Origin of the sequence: Nonomuraea sp. NPDC050663 (assembly GCF_044456985.1) — a bacterium.
Taxonomy (GTDB): domain Bacteria; phylum Actinomycetota; class Actinomycetes; order Streptosporangiales; family Streptosporangiaceae; genus Nonomuraea.
Genome location: NZ_JBITGL010000007.1, coordinates 102296 through 119913 on the forward strand (window position 1 = coordinate 102296; position 17618 = coordinate 119913).

Annotated in this window: 15 protein-coding genes; 8 read left to right on the forward strand and 7 right to left on the reverse strand. The window is 73.2% G+C overall.

Annotated features, from left to right (window positions below):
* Positions 1-34: 34 nt before the first annotated feature.
* The 6 genes from ACIBH1_RS23110 (at position 35) to ACIBH1_RS23135 (ending at position 9513) form a co-directional block, all read left to right on the forward strand.
* A complete protein-coding gene (locus tag ACIBH1_RS23110; RefSeq protein ID WP_181609461.1) occupies positions 35-904 on the forward strand; it encodes a LysR family transcriptional regulator in 870 nt (289 codons plus the stop codon).
* Between the two features lie 811 nt (positions 905-1715).
* Positions 1716-3059, forward strand: coding sequence for a glycosyltransferase family 2 protein (locus ACIBH1_RS23115; RefSeq protein WP_397315932.1), 1344 nt, complete (start codon positions 1716-1718; stop codon positions 3057-3059).
* A gap of 112 nt (positions 3060-3171) precedes the next feature.
* Positions 3172-5043 (forward strand): acyltransferase family protein, encoded by a 1872-nt coding sequence (locus tag ACIBH1_RS23120; protein WP_397315933.1) that lies wholly within the window; start codon positions 3172-3174, stop codon positions 5041-5043.
* Positions 5040-5798 (forward strand): family 16 glycosylhydrolase, encoded by a 759-nt coding sequence (locus ACIBH1_RS23125; RefSeq protein WP_397315934.1) that lies wholly within the window; start codon positions 5040-5042, stop codon positions 5796-5798. Before ACIBH1_RS23120 ends, ACIBH1_RS23125 begins: the two co-directional genes overlap by 4 nt.
* A gap of 10 nt (positions 5799-5808) precedes the next feature.
* Positions 5809-6645, forward strand: coding sequence for a dihydropteroate synthase (gene folP / locus ACIBH1_RS23130; RefSeq protein WP_397315935.1), 837 nt, complete (start codon positions 5809-5811; stop codon positions 6643-6645).
* A 63-nt stretch (positions 6646-6708) separates the two neighbouring features.
* Complete coding sequence (locus tag ACIBH1_RS23135) at positions 6709-9513, forward strand: BTAD domain-containing putative transcriptional regulator (RefSeq protein ID WP_397315937.1); 2805 nt, start codon at positions 6709-6711, stop codon at positions 9511-9513.
* On the opposite strand, the gene ACIBH1_RS23140 is transcribed toward ACIBH1_RS23135, so the two are convergent.
* Entirely contained in the window at positions 9510-9656 is a 147-nt protein-coding gene (locus tag ACIBH1_RS23140) for a hypothetical protein (protein ID WP_397315938.1), read from the reverse strand. The two genes, ACIBH1_RS23135 and ACIBH1_RS23140, sit on opposite strands and share 4 nt — an antisense overlap.
* Positions 9656-9880, reverse strand: coding sequence for a hypothetical protein (locus ACIBH1_RS23145; RefSeq protein ID WP_397315939.1), 225 nt, complete (start codon positions 9878-9880; stop codon positions 9656-9658). The genes ACIBH1_RS23140 and ACIBH1_RS23145 overlap by 1 nt, the downstream gene beginning before the upstream one ends.
* A 76-nt stretch (positions 9881-9956) precedes the next feature.
* Here ACIBH1_RS23145 and ACIBH1_RS23150 point away from each other — a divergent pair, with 76 nt between their 5' ends.
* Entirely contained in the window at positions 9957-12815 is a 2859-nt protein-coding gene (locus ACIBH1_RS23150; protein ID WP_397315940.1) for a BTAD domain-containing putative transcriptional regulator, read from the forward strand.
* Between the two features lie 12 nt (positions 12816-12827).
* On the opposite strand, the gene ACIBH1_RS23155 is transcribed toward ACIBH1_RS23150, so the two are convergent.
* The 5 genes from ACIBH1_RS23155 to ACIBH1_RS23175 all read right to left on the reverse strand — a co-directional run bounded on the left by ACIBH1_RS23155 (position 12828) and on the right by ACIBH1_RS23175 (position 16379).
* Positions 12828-12977 carry a hypothetical protein gene (locus ACIBH1_RS23155; RefSeq protein WP_397315941.1) on the reverse strand — a complete coding sequence of 50 codons (150 nt, stop codon included), beginning with the start codon at positions 12975-12977 and terminating at the stop codon, positions 12828-12830.
* Positions 12978-13052: 75 nt separating this feature from the next.
* Positions 13053-14426 carry a sensor histidine kinase gene (locus ACIBH1_RS23160; RefSeq protein WP_397315942.1) on the reverse strand — a complete coding sequence of 458 codons (1374 nt, stop codon included), beginning with the start codon at positions 14424-14426 and terminating at the stop codon, positions 13053-13055.
* The gene (locus ACIBH1_RS23165) at positions 14419-15093 is read right to left on the reverse strand and encodes a response regulator transcription factor (protein WP_397315943.1); all 675 of its coding nucleotides are present in this window, start codon (positions 15091-15093) and stop codon (positions 14419-14421) included. The genes ACIBH1_RS23160 and ACIBH1_RS23165 overlap by 8 nt, the downstream gene beginning before the upstream one ends.
* Before the next feature lie 36 nt (positions 15094-15129).
* Entirely contained in the window at positions 15130-15570 is a 441-nt protein-coding gene (locus tag ACIBH1_RS23170; protein WP_397315944.1) for a hypothetical protein, read from the reverse strand.
* Entirely contained in the window at positions 15567-16379 is an 813-nt protein-coding gene (locus tag ACIBH1_RS23175) for a hypothetical protein (RefSeq protein ID WP_397315945.1), read from the reverse strand. The genes ACIBH1_RS23170 and ACIBH1_RS23175 overlap by 4 nt, the downstream gene beginning before the upstream one ends.
* A 136-nt stretch (positions 16380-16515) precedes the next feature.
* Between ACIBH1_RS23175 and ACIBH1_RS23180 the strand changes: the two genes are divergently transcribed.
* Positions 16516-17613: an outer membrane lipoprotein carrier protein LolA gene (locus ACIBH1_RS23180; RefSeq protein ID WP_397315946.1), complete on the forward strand. Its 1098-nt coding sequence runs from the start codon at positions 16516-16518 to the stop codon at positions 17611-17613.
* Positions 17614-17618 lie beyond the last annotated feature (5 nt).

Genomic DNA, 17618 nt, shown 5'->3' on the forward strand with positions numbered 1-17618 from the left:
ACCGGACACCGGGCGTTGCCCTAGCTTCAAAGGCATGAATCTGCAGCAGCTCCGCTACGTGGTCGCGACTGCGGAGCACCGCACCATGACCGACGCGGCCAGGTCGCTCTACATCGCGCAGCCAGCGCTTTCACGTGCGATCCGGGATCTGGAGCGAGAGCTCGGCATGACGCTCTTCGCTCGCTCGGGGCGCGGTGTGGTGGTCACCGCGCAGGGCCGCCGAGTGGTCAAGCTGGCGAGGGAGGCGCTCGACGCCGTACGTGAGATCGAGAGCCTGGCCGGCCACAGCGGCGCCTCGGAGGTCGAACTGCGCATCGCCTCCACGCCCAACCTCGAGCCCGGCCTGGCAGGGCGGCTGCTGCCCGCCTACGCCGCCGAGCACCCCGGTGTCCGAGTGCACATCGTCCGCTGCGACGGCCGTGACGCCGTCGTCAGCGCCATCCGGGACCAGCGGGCCGACCTCGGTCTGACCGACCTGCCCGTGCCCCCCGACCTCATCACCCACCCCGTCGAGCGGCAGGAGATCGTCCTCATCTCGCCGCCCGGCCTGGAACTGCCCGACCCCGTGCCGATGCGCAGCCTCGACGGCCTGCGCCTGGCCCTGCCCGCCCGTGGGAGCGTGCGGCGCCGGGAGCTGGACGCGATGTTCGGCAAGTACGGCGTGCACCCGATCGTCGTGCTGGAGACCGACGAGCGCAACGGCTGGCTGAAGGCCGTGCGCTCCGGCCAGGCCTCGTTGCTGTGGTACCGCGGGCTGGCCGAGCAGGCGAGCAGGGCGGGGCTGGTCGTGCGCTCGCTGGAGCCCGCCGTGCGCCGGGTGATCGCCGTCATCCACGCCCGTCGCCGCCTCCCGCTGATCGCCCAGGATTTCCTGGCCACCGCTGAGAAGGGATCGGCTGCTTAAAACACCATAAGTCCGGAACGTTCCAAGAGTCGCCCCACGCCCCCTCCGCGCCAGGGGGCGAGGGTGCCGCGACAGGCGAGGACGACGCCCCGCTGCGAGGCTGAGCCCGGCGGGCGATCGGTGGCTTCCTGTGCCGCGCTGAGGCCCCGGCGGATCGAGGCTGGCTTCGCCTCTGGGAGATGCTCGGGTCCGCCTCTGGCGAGGGCGTTTCGGCCGGCCTCTGGTGAAGGGGTCCCGGCTCTGGTGAAGGGGTCCCGGCTCTGGCAAAGGGGTCCCGGCTCTCGTGACGGTGCCTGGCTCTCGTGACGGTGCCCTGCCCTCGCGATGGTGCCCGGCCTCTGGCGAAGGTGGCCTGGGTCTCGCGATGGCGCCTGGCTCTCGTGGGCGCGGGGCTGTCCGCGGTTGCGTGGAGGGGGCCCAAAAGGCTGCAGTGAATTGCCTCACAGGAAATGCCGCGAAAAGCGGACAAAAGGCTGAGTTAATCCTTTAAACGCGCCCCGCCCGCCACCCCCGTTCACCCCCTGTTCCCTCCCCGGCCCCCCGTCTATGGGAAAGTTTCTTTACAGTAAGGAACACAACACCTGACAGACCGGGGGTGTGACCCATGACAGCCACCTTGGCCGAGCCCGTCCTGAGCGCAGAACAGAAGTTCCTTCCAGCCCCACCCACAGATGCCGAAATATCCCTCTATTTTGGTCCGCAGCGCCGCTGGGTCCTCCTGGCAGTGCCCGTCAGCCTCACCCTCACAGCCGGAACATTATTCCTTTTCTCCCTACGCCACCCCATTCTGACGCCATTCCTCATAGCCCTCGTGCTCAACCTCGTCGGCTGGCTGCTGTCCTACGTCGACGGCCAGCGCCAGCGCACCACCACCTGGGAATCCCACCTCCTGCTGACCTCCGCCTGGCGCCCGCGTGCCGTACCCGATGTGGACGTCTTCCTCCCCACCCTGGGCGAGCCGATCGAGGTCCTGCGCAACACCTTCCACCACGTCGCCCACCTGCGGTGGAACGCTCCACTCACCGTCTGGGTGCTCGACGACGCCGCCCGACCCGACGTCGGGCGCCTCGCCGGCGAGTACGGTTTCCGCTACACCAGCCGCCCCGACCGCGGCCACCTCAAGAAGGCCGGCAACCTCAACCACGGCCTGAGCTTCGGCCGTGCCGAGCTGGTCGTCGTCTTCGACGCCGACTTCGTGCCGCGCCCCGACTTCCTCGACCACCTGGTCCCCTACCTGGAGGACCAACGGGTGGCGATCGTGCAGTCGCCGCAGTTCTTCGACACCGACCGCGAGATGCCCTGGGTGCAGCGCACCGCCGGGGCCGCGCAGGAGCTGTTCTACCGCTGGCTGCAGCCCAGCCGCGACGCCGACGGCGGCGCGATCTGCGTGGGCAGCAACGTCGTCTACCGGCGCAGCGCGCTCGACCTCATCGGGGGCTTCCCGAGGATCGACCACAGCGAGGACATCCACACCAGCGTCGCCCTGCTCAGGCACGGCCTGCGCACCAAGTACGTGCCCGTGCTGCTGGCCAAGGGCCTGTCGCCCGACAACGTCGGCTCCTACATCGCCCAGCAGTACCGCTGGGCGCTGGGCTGCATGAGCCTGCTGTTCAGCAGGGAGTTCCATCGCACGCCCATGCCGTGGCGGGCGCGGGTCGCCTACTGGAGCGGCTTCCTGTCGTACTTCCCGAGCGCGGTCAACATCGCCGCCGTGCCGCTGCCGGGGCTGATCATGCTCTACGCCTACCCGCAGGACGTGCGGGCCTGGCACATGATCCCGTTCGTCGGGCCGCTGTGGGTGGCGCTCGTGCTGCTGCCCGCGGTGTCGGTGGGCCGATACCGCTTCGAGGTGCTCAGGGCGCAGACGCTCTACGCCTACTGCCACCTGTTCGCCATCTCCCACGGGCTGCGCAGCCAGGTGGCCGCCTGGGTGCCCAGCGGCGGGGCGGGCGCCAAACGCTCGCGCATGGTCCGCACGGTGGCGCGCCTGGCGCTGGCCTGGCTGACGCTCTCGACCGCCGCCGTGTGGGCGGGCATCGCCTGGCGCGCCCCGCAGTACGGCTGGGACCACTACTGGGCGCTCACCGCCTTCGCGGTGGCCAGCAGCTACATCGCCGTCCCCCTCATCCGCGACCTCTGGAGACTCGTCCGATGAACCGGCCGACCGACCACCGGCTGCGCTGGCCGGAGACCCTGGCCCTGACCGTCCTGCTCCTGCTCGCCGTGGTCGTCGCCGCCGGCTGGGCCGGCCTGCCGGACCTGCTCCCATGACCGGCACGACAGCGCGCAGAGACGACGTCGACGGGCTCAGGGCGGTCGCCGTCACGTTCGTGCTGGCCTTCCACGCCGCCGTCCCCGGCTTCGGCGGCGGGTTCGTCGGCGTCGACGTCTTCTTCGTCATCTCCGGCTTCCTGATCACCGCCCTCACGCTCGAGCCCTTCTCGCTGGCCGACTTCTACGCCCGCCGGGCCCGCCGCATCCTGCCGGCCGCCGGCACCGTGCTGGTCGCCACCGCCGTCGCCGCCTGGCTGATCTTGCCGGGCCTGCGCCTGCGCGAGGTGGCCGCCGACCTGTTCACCTCGGCCCTGTCGGTGGCCAACTGGCGCTTCGTGGCCCAAGAGACCGACTACCTGGCCGCCGAGCTGGATCCGAGCCCGCTGCTGCACTTCTGGTCGCTGGCCGTGGAGGAGCAGTACTACCTGCTGTGGGCCCCGCTCGCGTTCCTGCTCGCCGGTCGCAGGAAGGCGCTGGCGGCGGTCACGGTCCTCATCACGGCGGGCTCCCTGGCCCTCTGCCTGGCCTGGGACGGCCCGCTCGCCTACCTCGCCACGCCCGCCAGGGCCTGGCAGTTCGGCGTGGGCGCGCTGGCCGCGCTCGCCGTGCCGTACGTCATGCGCGTGCCACGGCGGCTCGCCGCACTCCTGGGTACGGCGGGCGCCGTCGCCCTGGCGTGGTCGCTGACCATCGCCGAGACCTCCTACCCCGGTCCCGAGGCGCTGGCCCCCACCCTGGGCGCGGCCGTGCTGATCCTGTTCCGCTCGCCGCTCTCGTCGCTGCTGGCCGGAGCCCCGATGCGGGCGATGGGACGCCTGTCGTTCTCCTGGTACCTGTGGCACTGGCCCGTCCTGGTGCTCGTCGAGGCCGCCGCCGGTGCCCAGCCGTGGCCGGCCAAGCTCGCCCTGGCCGTCGCGAGCGCGGCGCCGGCGTGGCTGACGATGCGCCTGGTGGAGAACCCGGTGCGCTTCTCCGCCGTGGTCACCGAGCTGCCCAGGCGCGGCCTGGCGGTCGGAACGGCCGCGATGACCGTGCCCGTCATCGCCGCGCTGGTCCTCGGCTTCGTCACCGCGCCCGGCGGGCCCGCCGAGGGGACGCGGACCGTCGCCGTCGCCCCGGCGCCCGCCCCCACGGTGGACGCAGCGGCCGCCAGGACCGACTACCCGCGCTCCGGCGGCTGCGAGGTGGCGGCGGCCGCCACCACCAGCCCGCCCTGCGTCTTCGGCACCGGCTCGGAGCGTGTCGTGCTGATCGGCGACTCCCACGCCGGGCAGTGGTTCGCCATGGCCCAGCGCATCGCCCAGCGGCGCGGCTGGAGCCTGGAGGTGCTGGTCAAACCGGGCTGCCCGCTGCCCACGCTGACCGTCGTGGAGCCACGGCTGGGACGCGAGTACCGCGAGTGCGACGTCTGGCGCGAGCACGCCCTGGCCCGCCTCGAAGCCGCGTCGCCGCCGCGCCTGATCCTGTTCGGCTCCCTGTCCACCTACGCCGACGCGCGCCGGACCACGACGGGCTGGGCCACCACGATGGCGCGCCTCGAACGGCTCGGCGCCCCCATGGTCTACCTGCGCGACACCCCGATCCCCGGCTTCGACGTGCCCGAGTGCCTGTCGGGCAGGCCCGCCGCCGCGTGCGTCTTCCCGCGCTCGAAGGCGCTGCCCGGCCACGTGCCCGCCGAGCGGCCGGGCGTGTGGCGGCTGGAGGTCACCGACCTGCTGTGCCCGGGCGCCACCTGCCCGGGCGTGATCGACGGCGTGGTGCTCTACCGCGACGACTCCCACCTGACCGACACCGTCGTGGTACGGCTGGCGCCCCGTCTGGAGCAGCAGCTGGAGAACCTCGACCTGATCCCCACGGTGCTATGAGAATCCTGCTGACGCTCTTGATCGTGCTCGGGCTGTCCTCCTGCTCGGCCGGAGGGGAGCGCGAGATCTTCCGCGACGACTTCGACACTCTGGAGAACTGGGTGGCCGAGGAGGGCGAGGGCCGCTGGGGGACCGGCGAGATCGAGCGCATGAGCCGCGCCAACCTGGCCGTCTCCGGCGGCAGGCTGGCGATCACGCCCAGGCTGGAGGCCGGCGAGTGGACCTCGGGCCGCATCCGCAGCAAGCGGGAGGACTTCGGGGTGCCGCCCGGCGGCACGCTCCGGGTCGAGGCACGCATCGCCCTGCCCGCCGTCACCCCCGCCGACGGCCAGGGCTACTGGCCGGCCTTCTGGATGCTCGGCGGCCACACCGGCTGGCCGGAGATCGGCGAGATCGACATCCTTGAGGCGGTCAACGGGCAACCGTCGGTCATGGGGGCCGTGCACTGCGGGCAGCCGTGCAACGAGCCGGTCGGGCTGACGACCGGGCAGCGGCCGTGCCCGACCTGTTTCGGCGGCTTCCACACCTACGCGGTGGAGTTGACGGGCACCAGCGTCACCTGGTTCCTCGACGGCGTGCCGTACCACACCCTGGAACGGGGCCTGGACCGGCGCTTCTTCCTCATCCTCAACGTGGCGATCGGCGGCGTGCTGCCGGGACCGCCCGCCGTCACGACCGCGCCCGGCCGGCCGATGCTCGTCGACTACGTGAGCGTCACAAGCGCCGGAGCGGGAAAGCCGGGCGATCACCAGTAGGCTCGGTCTGATGAGCACACTTCGCCTGGGCGAGCGTACGTTCGCCCCGGGGCGGTACGCGGTGATGGCCGTCGTCAACCGCACCCCCGACTCCTTCTTCGACCGCGGCGCCACCTACGGCTTCGACGCCGCGCTGGCCGCGGTCGACCGGGCGGCGGCGGCCGGGGCCGACATCGTCGACATCGGCGGCGTCAAGGCGGGCCCCGGCGACGACGTCGACGCCCGCGAGGAGATCAGGCGGGTCGCCGGGCTCGTCGAGGCCGTCCGCGAGCGCCACCCCGGCCTGCTGATCAGCGTCGACACGTGGCGGGCCGAGGTGGGCGAGGTCGTGGCCAGGGCGGGGGCGCACCTGCTGAACGACACGTGGGGCGGCGTCGACCCCGGTCTGGCGTCGGTCGCGGCGCAGTACGGCGCGGGCCTGGTGTGCGCGCACGCCGGGCGGGTCACGCCGCGCACCAGGCCGCACCGCATCGCCTACGACGACGTGGTCGCCGACGTCGTCGACTACACGGTCGCGCTGGCCGAGAAGGCGGCGGCGGCCGGCGTCCCGCGCGAGTCGATCCTCATCGACCCCGCGCACGACTTCGGCAAGAACACCTTCCACTCGCTGGAGGTCAGCCGCCGGCTGGGCGAGCTGGTGGCGACCGGGTGGCCGGTGCTCGTGGCGGTCTCCAACAAGGACTTCGTCGGCGAGAGCCTGGGCGGCCTGCCGGTCGAGGAGCGGCACGCCGGCACTGTCGCGACGCTGGCCGTATCGGCCATCCTTGGCGCGCGGGTCTTCCGCGTCCATGACGCCGCCTCGGCCAGGGCCGCGCTGGCATGGATTAGTACGTCAGGCGAAGTATAGTCTGGCTGCTTGAAAGCCGGGTGCAAGATCTCCTGGGAAGGATGGCGTCCGGAAAGGAGACTGATGCGTTTCAAGGTTCTCGGACCGCTCGTCGTCGACCATGACGGGCATGAATTGCGGGTGGGCGGCAGCCTGCAGCGGGTCGTGCTGGCCCTGCTGCTGCTCGACGCCAACCGGACGGTGCCGCTCGAACGGCTCATCGAGGCCACCTGGGGGGAAGACCCGCCCAGCACCGCCCGCAACCAGATCCAGATCCGCGTGTCCCAGCTGCGCCGCATGCTGGGCGACCACGACCAGACGCTGCTGCTCACCCGCGCCCCCGGCTACCAGATCCGGGTCGAGCCCGGCCGGCTCGACCTGGCCGACTTCGACGCGCTGGTCGCCCGCGCTCAGGAGGAGGAGCCCGCCAGGGCCGCCGCCACCCTGCGCTCGGCGCTGGAGTTGTGGCGCGGTCCCGCGCTGTCGGACGTCGACAGCGAGCTGATCCGCCGCGTCGTGCACGACCTCGACGAGCGCCGCACCCTGGCCCACGAACGCTGCGTCGACCTCGAACTCGGGCTCGGACACCACCAGCAGCTCGTCGCCGAGCTGCGCCGCCTGGTGCAGGAGCATCCCTTACGAGAGCGGCCGCACGGCCAGCTCATGCTCGCCCTCTACCGCTCGGGACGCCACGCCGAGGCGCTGGAGGTCTACCGCGCCTTCCGCCAGATGCTGCTCGACAACCTCGGCCTGGAGCCCAGCGACGAACTGCGCCGGCTGGAGCACGCGATCCTCAACCAGGAGCCCGCGCTCGGCAACCGCGCCGAACCCGTGGCGCCGCGCCAGCTGCCGCCGATGATCTCCCGGCTGGCCGGGCGGCAGGCCGAACTCGACCGGCTGCAACTGCTGCTGCGCCCCGAGTCCTGCGGCGACGCCCTGCCGATCGCCGCGCTGACCGGCCGCGCCGGGGTCGGCAAGACCGAGCTGGCCCTGCACGCCGCCCACCGCATGGCCGCCGCCTACCCGCACGGCCAGCTCTACGTCGACCTGCGCGGCGGCGAGCTGCAGCCCGCCGACGTGCTCAGCAGGTTCCTGCGCGCCCTGGGCGTGGTCAGCGCCCCCACGACCATCGAGGAGCGCAGCGCGCTGTTCCGCTCCACCGTCGCCGACCGCCACGTGCTGCTGGTCCTCGACAACGCCGGCAGCTTCGAGCAGATCTGGCCGCTGCTGCCCGGCGGCGCCCCGGGCGGCGTGCTGATCACCAGCCGCGACCGCCTGGTCGGCCTGCCCGACCGCCAGGTCGTCCGCCTGGACCTGCTCGACCACGCCGCCGCCGTCGACCTGCTGTCGCAGGACATCGGCGCCGAACGCACCCTGCAGGACCCCGCCGCCCTCGACACCCTCGCCGAGCAGTGCGGCGGCCTGCCGCTCGCGCTGCGCATCGCCGGCGCCCGTCTGGCCGTGCGCCCGAGCTGGCGCGTGCAGACCCTGGTCGACCTGCTCAGCGACACCACGACCATGCTCGACGTGCTCAGCTACGGGGAGCACGCCGTGCGGGCCGGGCTGCAGGTGAGCTACGAGGCGCTGTCACCCGACGCGCAAGCGCTCTTCCGCGCCATCGGCCTCATGGACTTCCCCCAGGTCACCGGCTGGCTGGCCGAGCTGCTGCTGGACCGGCCCGCCGACGCCGCGCGGGCGGCGCTCACCGAGCTCGCCGACGCGTCGCTGCTGCGCGACCAGGGCGACAGGTACGGCATGCACGACCTGGTGCGCGCCCACGCCGCCGAGCTCGCCCGCGACGAGGACCCCCGGCTGGTGGCCCGCGTCTGCGGCTTCCTGTTCGCCCTGGCCCAGCGCGCCCACGAGTTCCACGGCGGCGGCTCGCACGGGCTGCTGCGCGAGGAGTCCGTGGCCTCGGACCGCATCGACGCCCTGCTGGGCGCGCATCCTCTGGCGGTGCTCGACGACGAGCGGGTCGCCCTGCGCTCCGCCGTACGCCGGGCCGCCGCGCTCGGTCTGCACGAGCTCGCCTGGAAACTGGCGCTGGCCCTGGCCACGATGCACGAGATCTACGGCTACTTCGAGGACTGGCGTTCGTGCACCGAGCTCGCCCTGGAGGCGTGCGTGGCCGCGGGCGACCTGCGCGGCGAGGCCGCCATGCGCTACTCCCTGAGCACCCTGCTGACCTTCGAGCAGGAGTACGGCGCGGCGGCCGAGAGCATGGAGGCGGCGCTGGCGCTGTTCGGCAGGGCGGGGGAGGCGCACGGCCGGGGCCTGGCCCTGGGCAACCTGGCGCAGGTCGACGTCTTCCGCGGGCAGCCGGAGCGGGCACTCGAACGTTACGAGGAGGCCCTGCCGCTGCTCAAGGATGCCGGTGACCGTCCGGCCGAGGCGTACGCCCTGGTCAACATGGCCGCGGCGGGCATGTCCGGCGGCGACCTGACCGACGCGGGGCTCATGCTCGAACAGGCGCTGGAGATCTTCCGCGCCGAGGGCGTGGCACGCGGCGAGGCCCAGGCGCTGGACCGGCTGGCCCGCCTGGAGCTGCACCGCGACCGGCCCGCCGAGGCCGCGGAGCACTTCCAGGCGGCCGCCCAGCTGATCCGCTCGATCGGCGACCGGGTGGGCGAGGTGTACGTGATGCAGGGCCTGGCCGAGGCCTGGCGGCGGCTGGGCCGCGCCAAGGCCGCCGAGCGGACCCTGCGCGCCGCGCTGGACCTGGCGGCCGAGGTGGGCGACCGGCTGATCGCCGGGCGCATCCGGCTGAGCCTCGGACTGCTGCTGGACGACGTCGCCCAGCTGGAGCTGGCGCGGGCGGTCTTCACCGAGATCGACGCGCTGCACTGGCGGGCGAAGGCCGAGGAGGCCCTCGCCCGCCTGGGCTCCTAGTCCGGGTTGGGCCAGGGGTTCGGATCCTTGTCGTAGATGCACAGGTCGCCGTCGACCTTGCCCCTGTCACACACGCCCACGTCGGCTGGAACGGCGACCCCGAGAACGCCGGCGACCATCACCACCGACAGCAGTCTCCGCATCAACCCTCCTTCCCGTCTGGGAAGGTGGGCGTCGGCGTCGGCGTCGGCGTCGGCGTCGGCGTGACGTCGGGGTCGGGCCACGGATTCGGGTTAGGGTGCGGCTCCTGGGTGCACGACGCCTGGACGATGTTGCAGTCGTCAAAGGCCTGAGCCGCCCCCGCGGTGGCCAGGCCTCCCCCGACCACGCACGCCGCCGCGAGCGTGGCGATAACGATGTTCTTCATGGCGGGCGAGTCTAGGAACGCCCGTTATGCGATCGCTTTTCCGCAGGTCAGAAGAGCTTGAAACGAAGGAGACGGCGTGCGCTTCAAGGTTCTCGGACCGCTGGTCGCAGAGCGGGAGGGCCAGGAGCTCCACCTCGGGGGCGCCCTGCCCCGCATCATCCTGGCGACGCTGCTGCTGGAGGCGGGCCGCCCCGTGCCGATGGAACGGATCATCGAGGCCGCGTGGGGCGCCGACGCCCCCGACACCGCGCGCAACCAGGTGCAGATCCGCATCTCCCAGCTGCGCCGCGGCCTGGGCGACACCGCCTCGCCGTACCGCAGGCTGATCACCCGGCCGCCCGGCTACCTGCTGCGCGTCGAGCCGGGCGAGCTGGATCTCGCGCAGTTCGAGGAGCTGACCGCGCGGGCCGGGGCCGAGGAGCCGAAGGCGGCCGCCGCGACGCTCCGGCAGGCCCTGGCGTTGTGGCGCGGCCCGGTCCTGGCCGGGCTCGACAGCCCGCTGCTCGCGCCGGTCGCGCAGGACCTGGAGGAGCGCAGGCTGGTGGCGCACGAGGCGTGCGTCGCGATCGAGCTGGCCGAGGGACGCCACGACGAGCTGGTGGCGGAACTGCGGGGGCTCGCGCGCGAGCATCCGCTGCGCGAGCGGGTGCACGGCTTCCTGATGACCGCGCTCTACCGTTCTGGACGGCAGGCCGAGGCGCTGGAGGTCTTCCGCGCCTACCGGGAGACGCTGCTGGAGACGCTCGGCCTCGAACCCGGCGACGAGCTGCGCACGCTGGAGATGTCGATCCTCAACCAGCACCCCGGGCTCGACCTGCCGGGCGCGGGCGTCTCGCGCTCGCCCCGCGCGCCGCGCCAGCTGCCCCCGCTGATCGACCCGCTGGTGGGCCGGTCGGCGGACCGCGAGCGGCTGCGCGCACTGCTCGCCCCCCTCCAGGGCGACGGCGAGGGCGGAGTGCCGCTCGCGGTCGTCGTGGGCCGCCCCGGCATCGGCAAGACGGCCCTGGCCCTGCAGGTCTCGCACGATCTGGCGGCGCGTTACCCCGACGGCCAGCTCTACGCCGACCTCGGCGAGAGCCGTCCGCGCGTCTCCGACGTGCTCAACCGTTTCCTGCGGGCGCTCGGCACCACCGCCGTCCCGCAGACCGAGCGGGAACGCGCCGCCGCCTTCCGCTCGGTGACCGCCGGACGCCGGGTGCTCGTGCTGCTCGACAACGCGCAGTCGGCCGAGCAGATCCGCGCCCTGCTGCCCGGCGGCGACTCCAGCGCCGTCCTGGTCACCGCGCGGCGGCGCCCGGCCGATCTGCCCGACCACCTGGTGCTGGCGTTGCCGCCGCTCGGCACCGCCGAGGCGGTCGCGCTCCTGACCCGCGACATCGGACCGGCCAGGGCGCGCACCGCCCCCGGCGCGCTGCGGGAGCTGGCCGCCCAGTGCGGCGGCCTGCCCCTGGCCCTGCGCATCGCCGGGGCCCGGCTGGCGGCGCGCCCGCAGTGGAGCATCGAGACCATGGTCACGATGCTCGGCGACACCCACTCCATCCTCGACACCCTCAGCTACGGCGACAGCGAGGTGCGCGCCGGGCTGCGCGTCGCCTACGACAGCCTGTCGCCGCAGGCCCGCCGGCTGCTGCGCAGGCTCGGGCTCCTCGACTGCTCCCAGAGCGGGGCGTGGCTGACCTCGCTCCTCGTCGAGCCGTCCGATCGGGTCGTCGCCGAGCTGGTGGAGGCCTCGCTCCTCGAAGTCACGGGAGGGCGCCTGCGCCTGCACGACCTCGTACGCGCCTTCGCCCGCGAGCGCGCCGCCGCGCAGGAGCCCCACGACCGGCGCACCGCGCTGGTCGAACGGTTCTGCTCGGCCGTGCTGCACCTGGCGGGCCGCGCCCACGTGCATCACTACGGCGGTCACTTCACCCTGCTGCGCGGCGGGAGTCTCCCGCCTGGCCTGCCCGAGCGGGAGGCCGACGCCCTGCTCGGCGACGACCCGATCGGACGGCTCGACGAGGAGCGCGAGGTCCTGATGGCCGCCGTGCGCCTGTCGGCCGAGCACGGCCTGCACGAGCTGTGCTGGAACCTGGCGATGACCTGCGTCGTGCTGTTCGAGACACGCGGCTACTTCGACGACTGGCGCACCGCCTGCGAGACCGCCCTGGAGGCCTGCCGTACGGCGGGCGACACCAGGGGCGAGGCGGCGATGCTCTACTCCCTGAGCTCCATGCTGCTGTTCCGCCAGCTGTACGCGGAGGCGCAGGAGCCGCTGTCGCAGGCGCTGACGGTCTTCGACGCCATCGGCGACCTGCACGGCCGCGCCCTCGCGCTGCGCAACGTCGCTCTGCTGGAGCGGACCAGGGGACTGCAGGAACCCGCGCTGGACTCCTACACGCGGGCGCTGCCGCTGCTGCGGATCGCCGGAGACCGGGCGGGCGAGGCCCACGTGCTGGTCAACATGGCGGCCATCCACGTCGACGCCGACCGGCTCGACGAGGCGGAGGCGCTGCTCGGCCGGGCGCTGGCCATCTTCCGCGCGGAGGGCGTCGGCCGGGGCCAGGCGCAGGCGCTGACCAGGATCGCCCTGCTGGCCGTACGGCGCGGCGACCAGGACCGGGCGCTGGAGCTGTACGAGGAGGCGGGCACGCTGGTGCGGGCCGAGCACGACACGATCGGCGAGGCCTACGTGCTGCAGGGCACCGCCGAGGCGCTCATCGCGTTCGGGCGCGTGCCCGAGGCCAGGCGGACGCTCGGCCAGGTGCTCACGATCGCCGAGACGGTGGGCGAGCGCCTCATCGAGGGCCGCGCCCACCTCGGGCTCGGGTCGCTGCCCGGCCTCGGTGACCACGCGGCGGAGCGCCGGCACCTGGATCGGGCCCACGAGCTGTTCAGCGCGATGGGGGCACAACAATGGCGGGCCAGGGCCGCCGAGGCCCTCGCCCGCCTGTGAACGATCTCGCCGCTACCGGGGAGGGTCGTCGGTCCAGTACATGTCGCACGGGTAGAGGACGTCCCTCTGGCAGTAGATCGGGTCGAGCTTCGCCGCCGCCGGGAACTGCACGCCCGCCAGGACGGCGGCGGCGAGGAGGGCGACGGTGAGTGGCTTGCGCAACGTGTGCTCCGATGAGGCGTGGACGGCGACGGGCGACACTCTAGGCGGCGCCGCTTTCGATCCGCTTTGCGCGCCTCACCCCATGCGGAAGGCCGGCAGCCTCACCACCGCCCGCAGGCCGGGGCCGGCGTCCTCCAGGTGCACGCTGCCGCCGTGGGCGCGCACGGTCTCGCGCACGATCGCCAGCCCGAGCCCCGCGCCGCCCTGGTCCCGGCCGCGTCCCTCGTCGAGCCGGGTGAAACGGTTGAACACCCGCTCCATGTCGGCCTCGGGGATGCCCGGCCCGTCGTCGGTGACCGTCAGGGTGCCGTCGGAGGTCAGGCGCACCTCGACCGTGCCGTCGGCGTGCCGTACGGCGTTGTCGAGCAGGTTCGTCAGCACCCGGCCCAGGTCGAGCTCGTCGCCCTCGACGAGCACCGGCTCGCAGCGGGCGACGCGCACCGACGGATAACGCTCGGCGACGCGCCGCACGACCGACTCCAGCTCGACCGGGTCGTGACGGGCGGGCGTGCCGCCGCGCTCGTCGAGGCGGGCCAGCGCCAGCAGGTCCTCGGCCAGGCGCGACAGCCGCAGCGTGTCCTCCAGGACACCCTCGGCCGTCTCGATCCAGTCGGCGCCCTCCGGATGGCCCAGCGCGACCTCCAGCTGGAGCCGGATGCTGGCCAGCGGGCTGCGCAGCTCGTGGGCGGCGTCGGAGACCAGCGCACGCTGGCGCCGCTCGGCCTCCTCCAGCCGGGCGAGCATGTCGTTGAGCGTCGTGGCCAGCGCGTGCACCTCGTCGCGCGACACCGGCACCGGCAGGCGGCGCGAGCGGGCGGTGTGGGTGATCTCGGTGGCGCCCTCGCGCAGCGAGCTGATCGGGCGCAGCGTGCGGCCGATGATCAGCCAGCTCGCCACGGCCAGCACGATCGTCAGCGCGGGCGTGCCGATCAGCAGCACCCGGCCCGCCACCCGCACGCTCTGGTCCAGCCCGCGCACCGGCCGGGCGGCCAGCACGGTCTGCCCGCGGTCGGCGCGCAGCGCGATGACACGCAGCGGACCGGAGGAGTCGTGGGAGAACGCCGGATCGCCCGAGGCCAGCGCCCCGCCGCGCCGCTCGGCGTTGAGGAGCGGCACCAGCCGGTCGGCGCCCGGCGTGGCGTGCGTGATGCGGCCGCCGGCGTCGAGCACCTGGATGATCGTGCCCTCGGTGGAGGTGAGCACGCGCGGGATGGTGCCCGCGTCGGCCATCACCCGCACCGCCTGGGCACGCTGCGTCATCGCCTCGTCGCTGGCGTCCGTCAGCGAGGTGGTGAGCACGCTGAGGAAGACCGACGCCGACAAGGCGAGCGCGAAGGCGAGCACGGTGGCGGCCACGGCGGTCAGCCGGAAACGCAGGCTCTGCCGCCGCCACCACGACAGCGGGCTGCCCGGCGCGCGAGCGCGGCGGCGGGGCAGGACGTCAGCCACCGTCGCCCGCCAGCCGGTATCCCGCCCCGCGCACGGTCTGCAGCGCGCCCCTGCCGAACGGGGCGTCGATCTTGCGCCTCAGGTAGCCGACGTACACCTCCACCACGTTGGGGTCGGTGTCGAAGGTGTCCCAGACGTGCTCCAGGATCTCCGACTTGGAGACCACCTCGTCGTGGCGGCGCATCAGGTACTCCAGCAGCGCGAACTCGCGGGGCGTGAGCTCCACGGGCTCCTCGCCGCGCTGGACCCGGCGCCGTGCCGGGTCCAGCGTCAGGTCGCCCGCCGCCAGCACGGCGGGACGCCGGCCGGCGTCGCGCCGCAGCAGCGCGCGCAGCCGGGCCACCAGGACCACGTACGAGAACGGCTTCGTCAGGTAGTCGTCGGCGCCCAGGTCGAGCCCGTCGGCCATGTCGTATTCGCCGTCCTTGGCCGACAACATCAGGATCGGCACCCAGTTCTCCTCCGCGCGCAGCTGCTTGCACACGTTGTAGCCGGACAGCCGCGGCAGCATGATGTCGAGCACCACCACGTCGTAGTCGCCGACCCTGGCCATGTGCAGGCCCTGCTCGCCGTCGTGGGCGAGATCGACGGCGAACCCCTCGGCCTGCAGGCCCCGCTGCAGGGCCGCGGCCATGCGCCGCTCGTCCTCGACCACCAGAACTCTCATGGCGTGGAGTTTAGGCAATCACGACTGAGAACCTTCTCAGCACGTGGAGCTGCGCACCCACCGGTGGCCCGAGATGTCGTCGTCGAGCCTGCTGCCGTCGTTGAAGGTCGGGTAGCTGGTGTTGCCGCCCGGGACGGAGACGGGCTTGAGGCTGAAGCGCGAGCCGTTGGGGATGCAGCGCCATCCGCCGCTGCCGGTGTCGGGCGCGCCGTTGTCGTAGACGATGACGTCGCCCCAGCCGTCGTCGAAGCCGCGGTTGTGCAGCGAGGACGCCTTGTTGTTGAAGTTGCCGCAGTGGGTGGACGACCAGCTCAGGTCGTCGCCCGACCACGCGCAGGACGCCCCGGTGAAGCTGCCGGTCCAGGCCCACAGGTTGCCGTCGGGCCCGGCGGCCGTCTGGGCGCTCGCGCTGCCGGTCAGCAGTCCGCCGCCGCCGATCGCCGCCGCGACCAGGCCGGCCAGGATACTTTTCCTCATCGTGCCTCTCTCATGATCTGTCTCGCGCGCGGGAGCGCGGCGAGTTCGAGGCGGACCTTGTTGTCGGCCTCGGTCCTGAAGAGCGCGGGCGCGGCGGCCAGCAGCCGCGCGTGCAGCCGCTGGACGGTCGCGCCGTAGGAGGTGGACGCGGCGCAGCGCGCCTCGGCGAGCGCCCGCGCGGGCGGCCCCTCCTGGGCGGGCGCGGCGAGCGGGTGCCCCGCCGCCTCCATGCACGCCGACCACCGGCCCAGCGCCGCCCGGTAGGCCGGGTCGGCCGTCACCCGCTGCCTGATCTGCAGGTCCAGGGCGACGGCGACGTTGCGTGCCCGGTACCAGGCGCGCACGTCGCCGTAGAGCTCGTCCTGCGCCCAGGCCACGCAGCCGGTGTCGGAGGCGGTCAGCACCCCGCCCGACGGCATCGGCGCCGCCAGCCCCTCCGGATCGCGGCCGTGCAGCAGCGTGAGCGCCAGGCTCCTGCGCTGCGGGGTCAGCGAGCGCAGGTAGCGGCCGTTCACGTCGTCGCCGGGCGGGCCGTACCCCCGGGCCGCGGCCCACCGCTCGTCGGTCACGCCGTACGGGAAGTCCCTGCGGTACGGCACGGCGGCCAGCACGAAGCCCTCCTCCGCCATGCACCGCCCGGTCAGCCGCTTCTCCGCCTGGTCGAGCAGCTCGTACTCCTCCCCGCTCACCGGACGCAGCGGCTGCCCCCGCCACCCCTCGCCGGCGGCGCAGCCCGCCAGCATGATCGCCAGCATCGCGGCCATGACGGCGGCGAGCATGACGAGCCCCAGCACCCCGATCGTTCTCACAGCCCGCGACCGTAGGCGCGGCCGTTATGCGCGGGCTTTGCTCCCGCTATCTGAGAGGCCTCTCAGCGCCTCTCAGTCTCCGCACAGGATCATTCGCGCAGGCTTCCGGGTGAACGCAATACCGTGAAGGAGTGACATGCGAACAGGCAAGCTCGTGAGATGGGGAGTGCCAGTGGCCGCCGCCGCCGTGATCGGCGCCGCCGTGGCGGCGGGACCGGTCATCGCCGCGGTCGGATCCGATCCGGTGCTGCCCGAGCGTACGGCGGGCCAGCTCCTGGCCGACGCCGCCGCGGCCGCGGAGCGCCAGTCCGGCGTCCAGCCCATGTCGGGCACCGTCACCAAGACGGCCTCGCTCGGCCTGCCGGCGCTGCCCGGCATGGACGCCGGAGGGGGAGACTCGCCCCTCTCGCTGCTGACGGGGGCGCACGAGGTGAAGGTCTGGTACGGCAGCGGCGACCGGTTCAGGCTGGCCCTGCCCGGTGAGATGAGCGAGAAGAACCTCATCGTCAACGGCGGCCAGGCCTGGCTGTGGGACAGCGCCAGCAACACCGCCACCCGCCTGAAGATCGACCTCGGGCCGCAGGCCCAGCACACCCCGCCCACCCCGCGGCCCACCGACGTGACGCCGCAGCAGGTGGCCGAGAAGGTGCTGGCCGACGCCGAGCAGCACAGCACCGTCAGCGTCACCAACACCGACCAGGTCGCCGGCCGCGCGGTCTACCAGGTGTCGCTGGCGCCGAAGGACCCGTCCACCCTGGTCAAGGAGATCAAGGTCGCGCTCGACGGCGAGACCTACGTCCCGCTCCGGGTGCAGATCTACGCCAAGGACTCGGCCGAACCCGCCTTCGAGGTGGGCTTCACCCAGCTCAGCTTCGCGCCTCCGGCGGAGGAGAACTTCACCTTCACCCCGCCGGCCGGGGTGAAGGTGAAGGACCAGACGATCACCGGCGCCGAGCTGGCCAAGGCCGAGCGCGTGGACCGCGTGCCGGCGCTGAAGACGGTCGGCCAGGGCTGGAGCACCGTCGCGGTCGTGCCCTTCGAGCTGCCGTCCGACGCCCAGGCCAAGCAGGCGGTCGACTCCTTCCTCAAGGGGGCGACGCCCGTCAGCGGCACGTGGGGGAGCGGCAAGCTGATCAAGACGAAGCTGCTCACCGCGCTGCTGACCGACGACGGCCGGGTGCTGGTCGGGGCGGTCACGCCCGACAAGCTCACCGAGCTGGCCGGATCCCGGTGACCGTG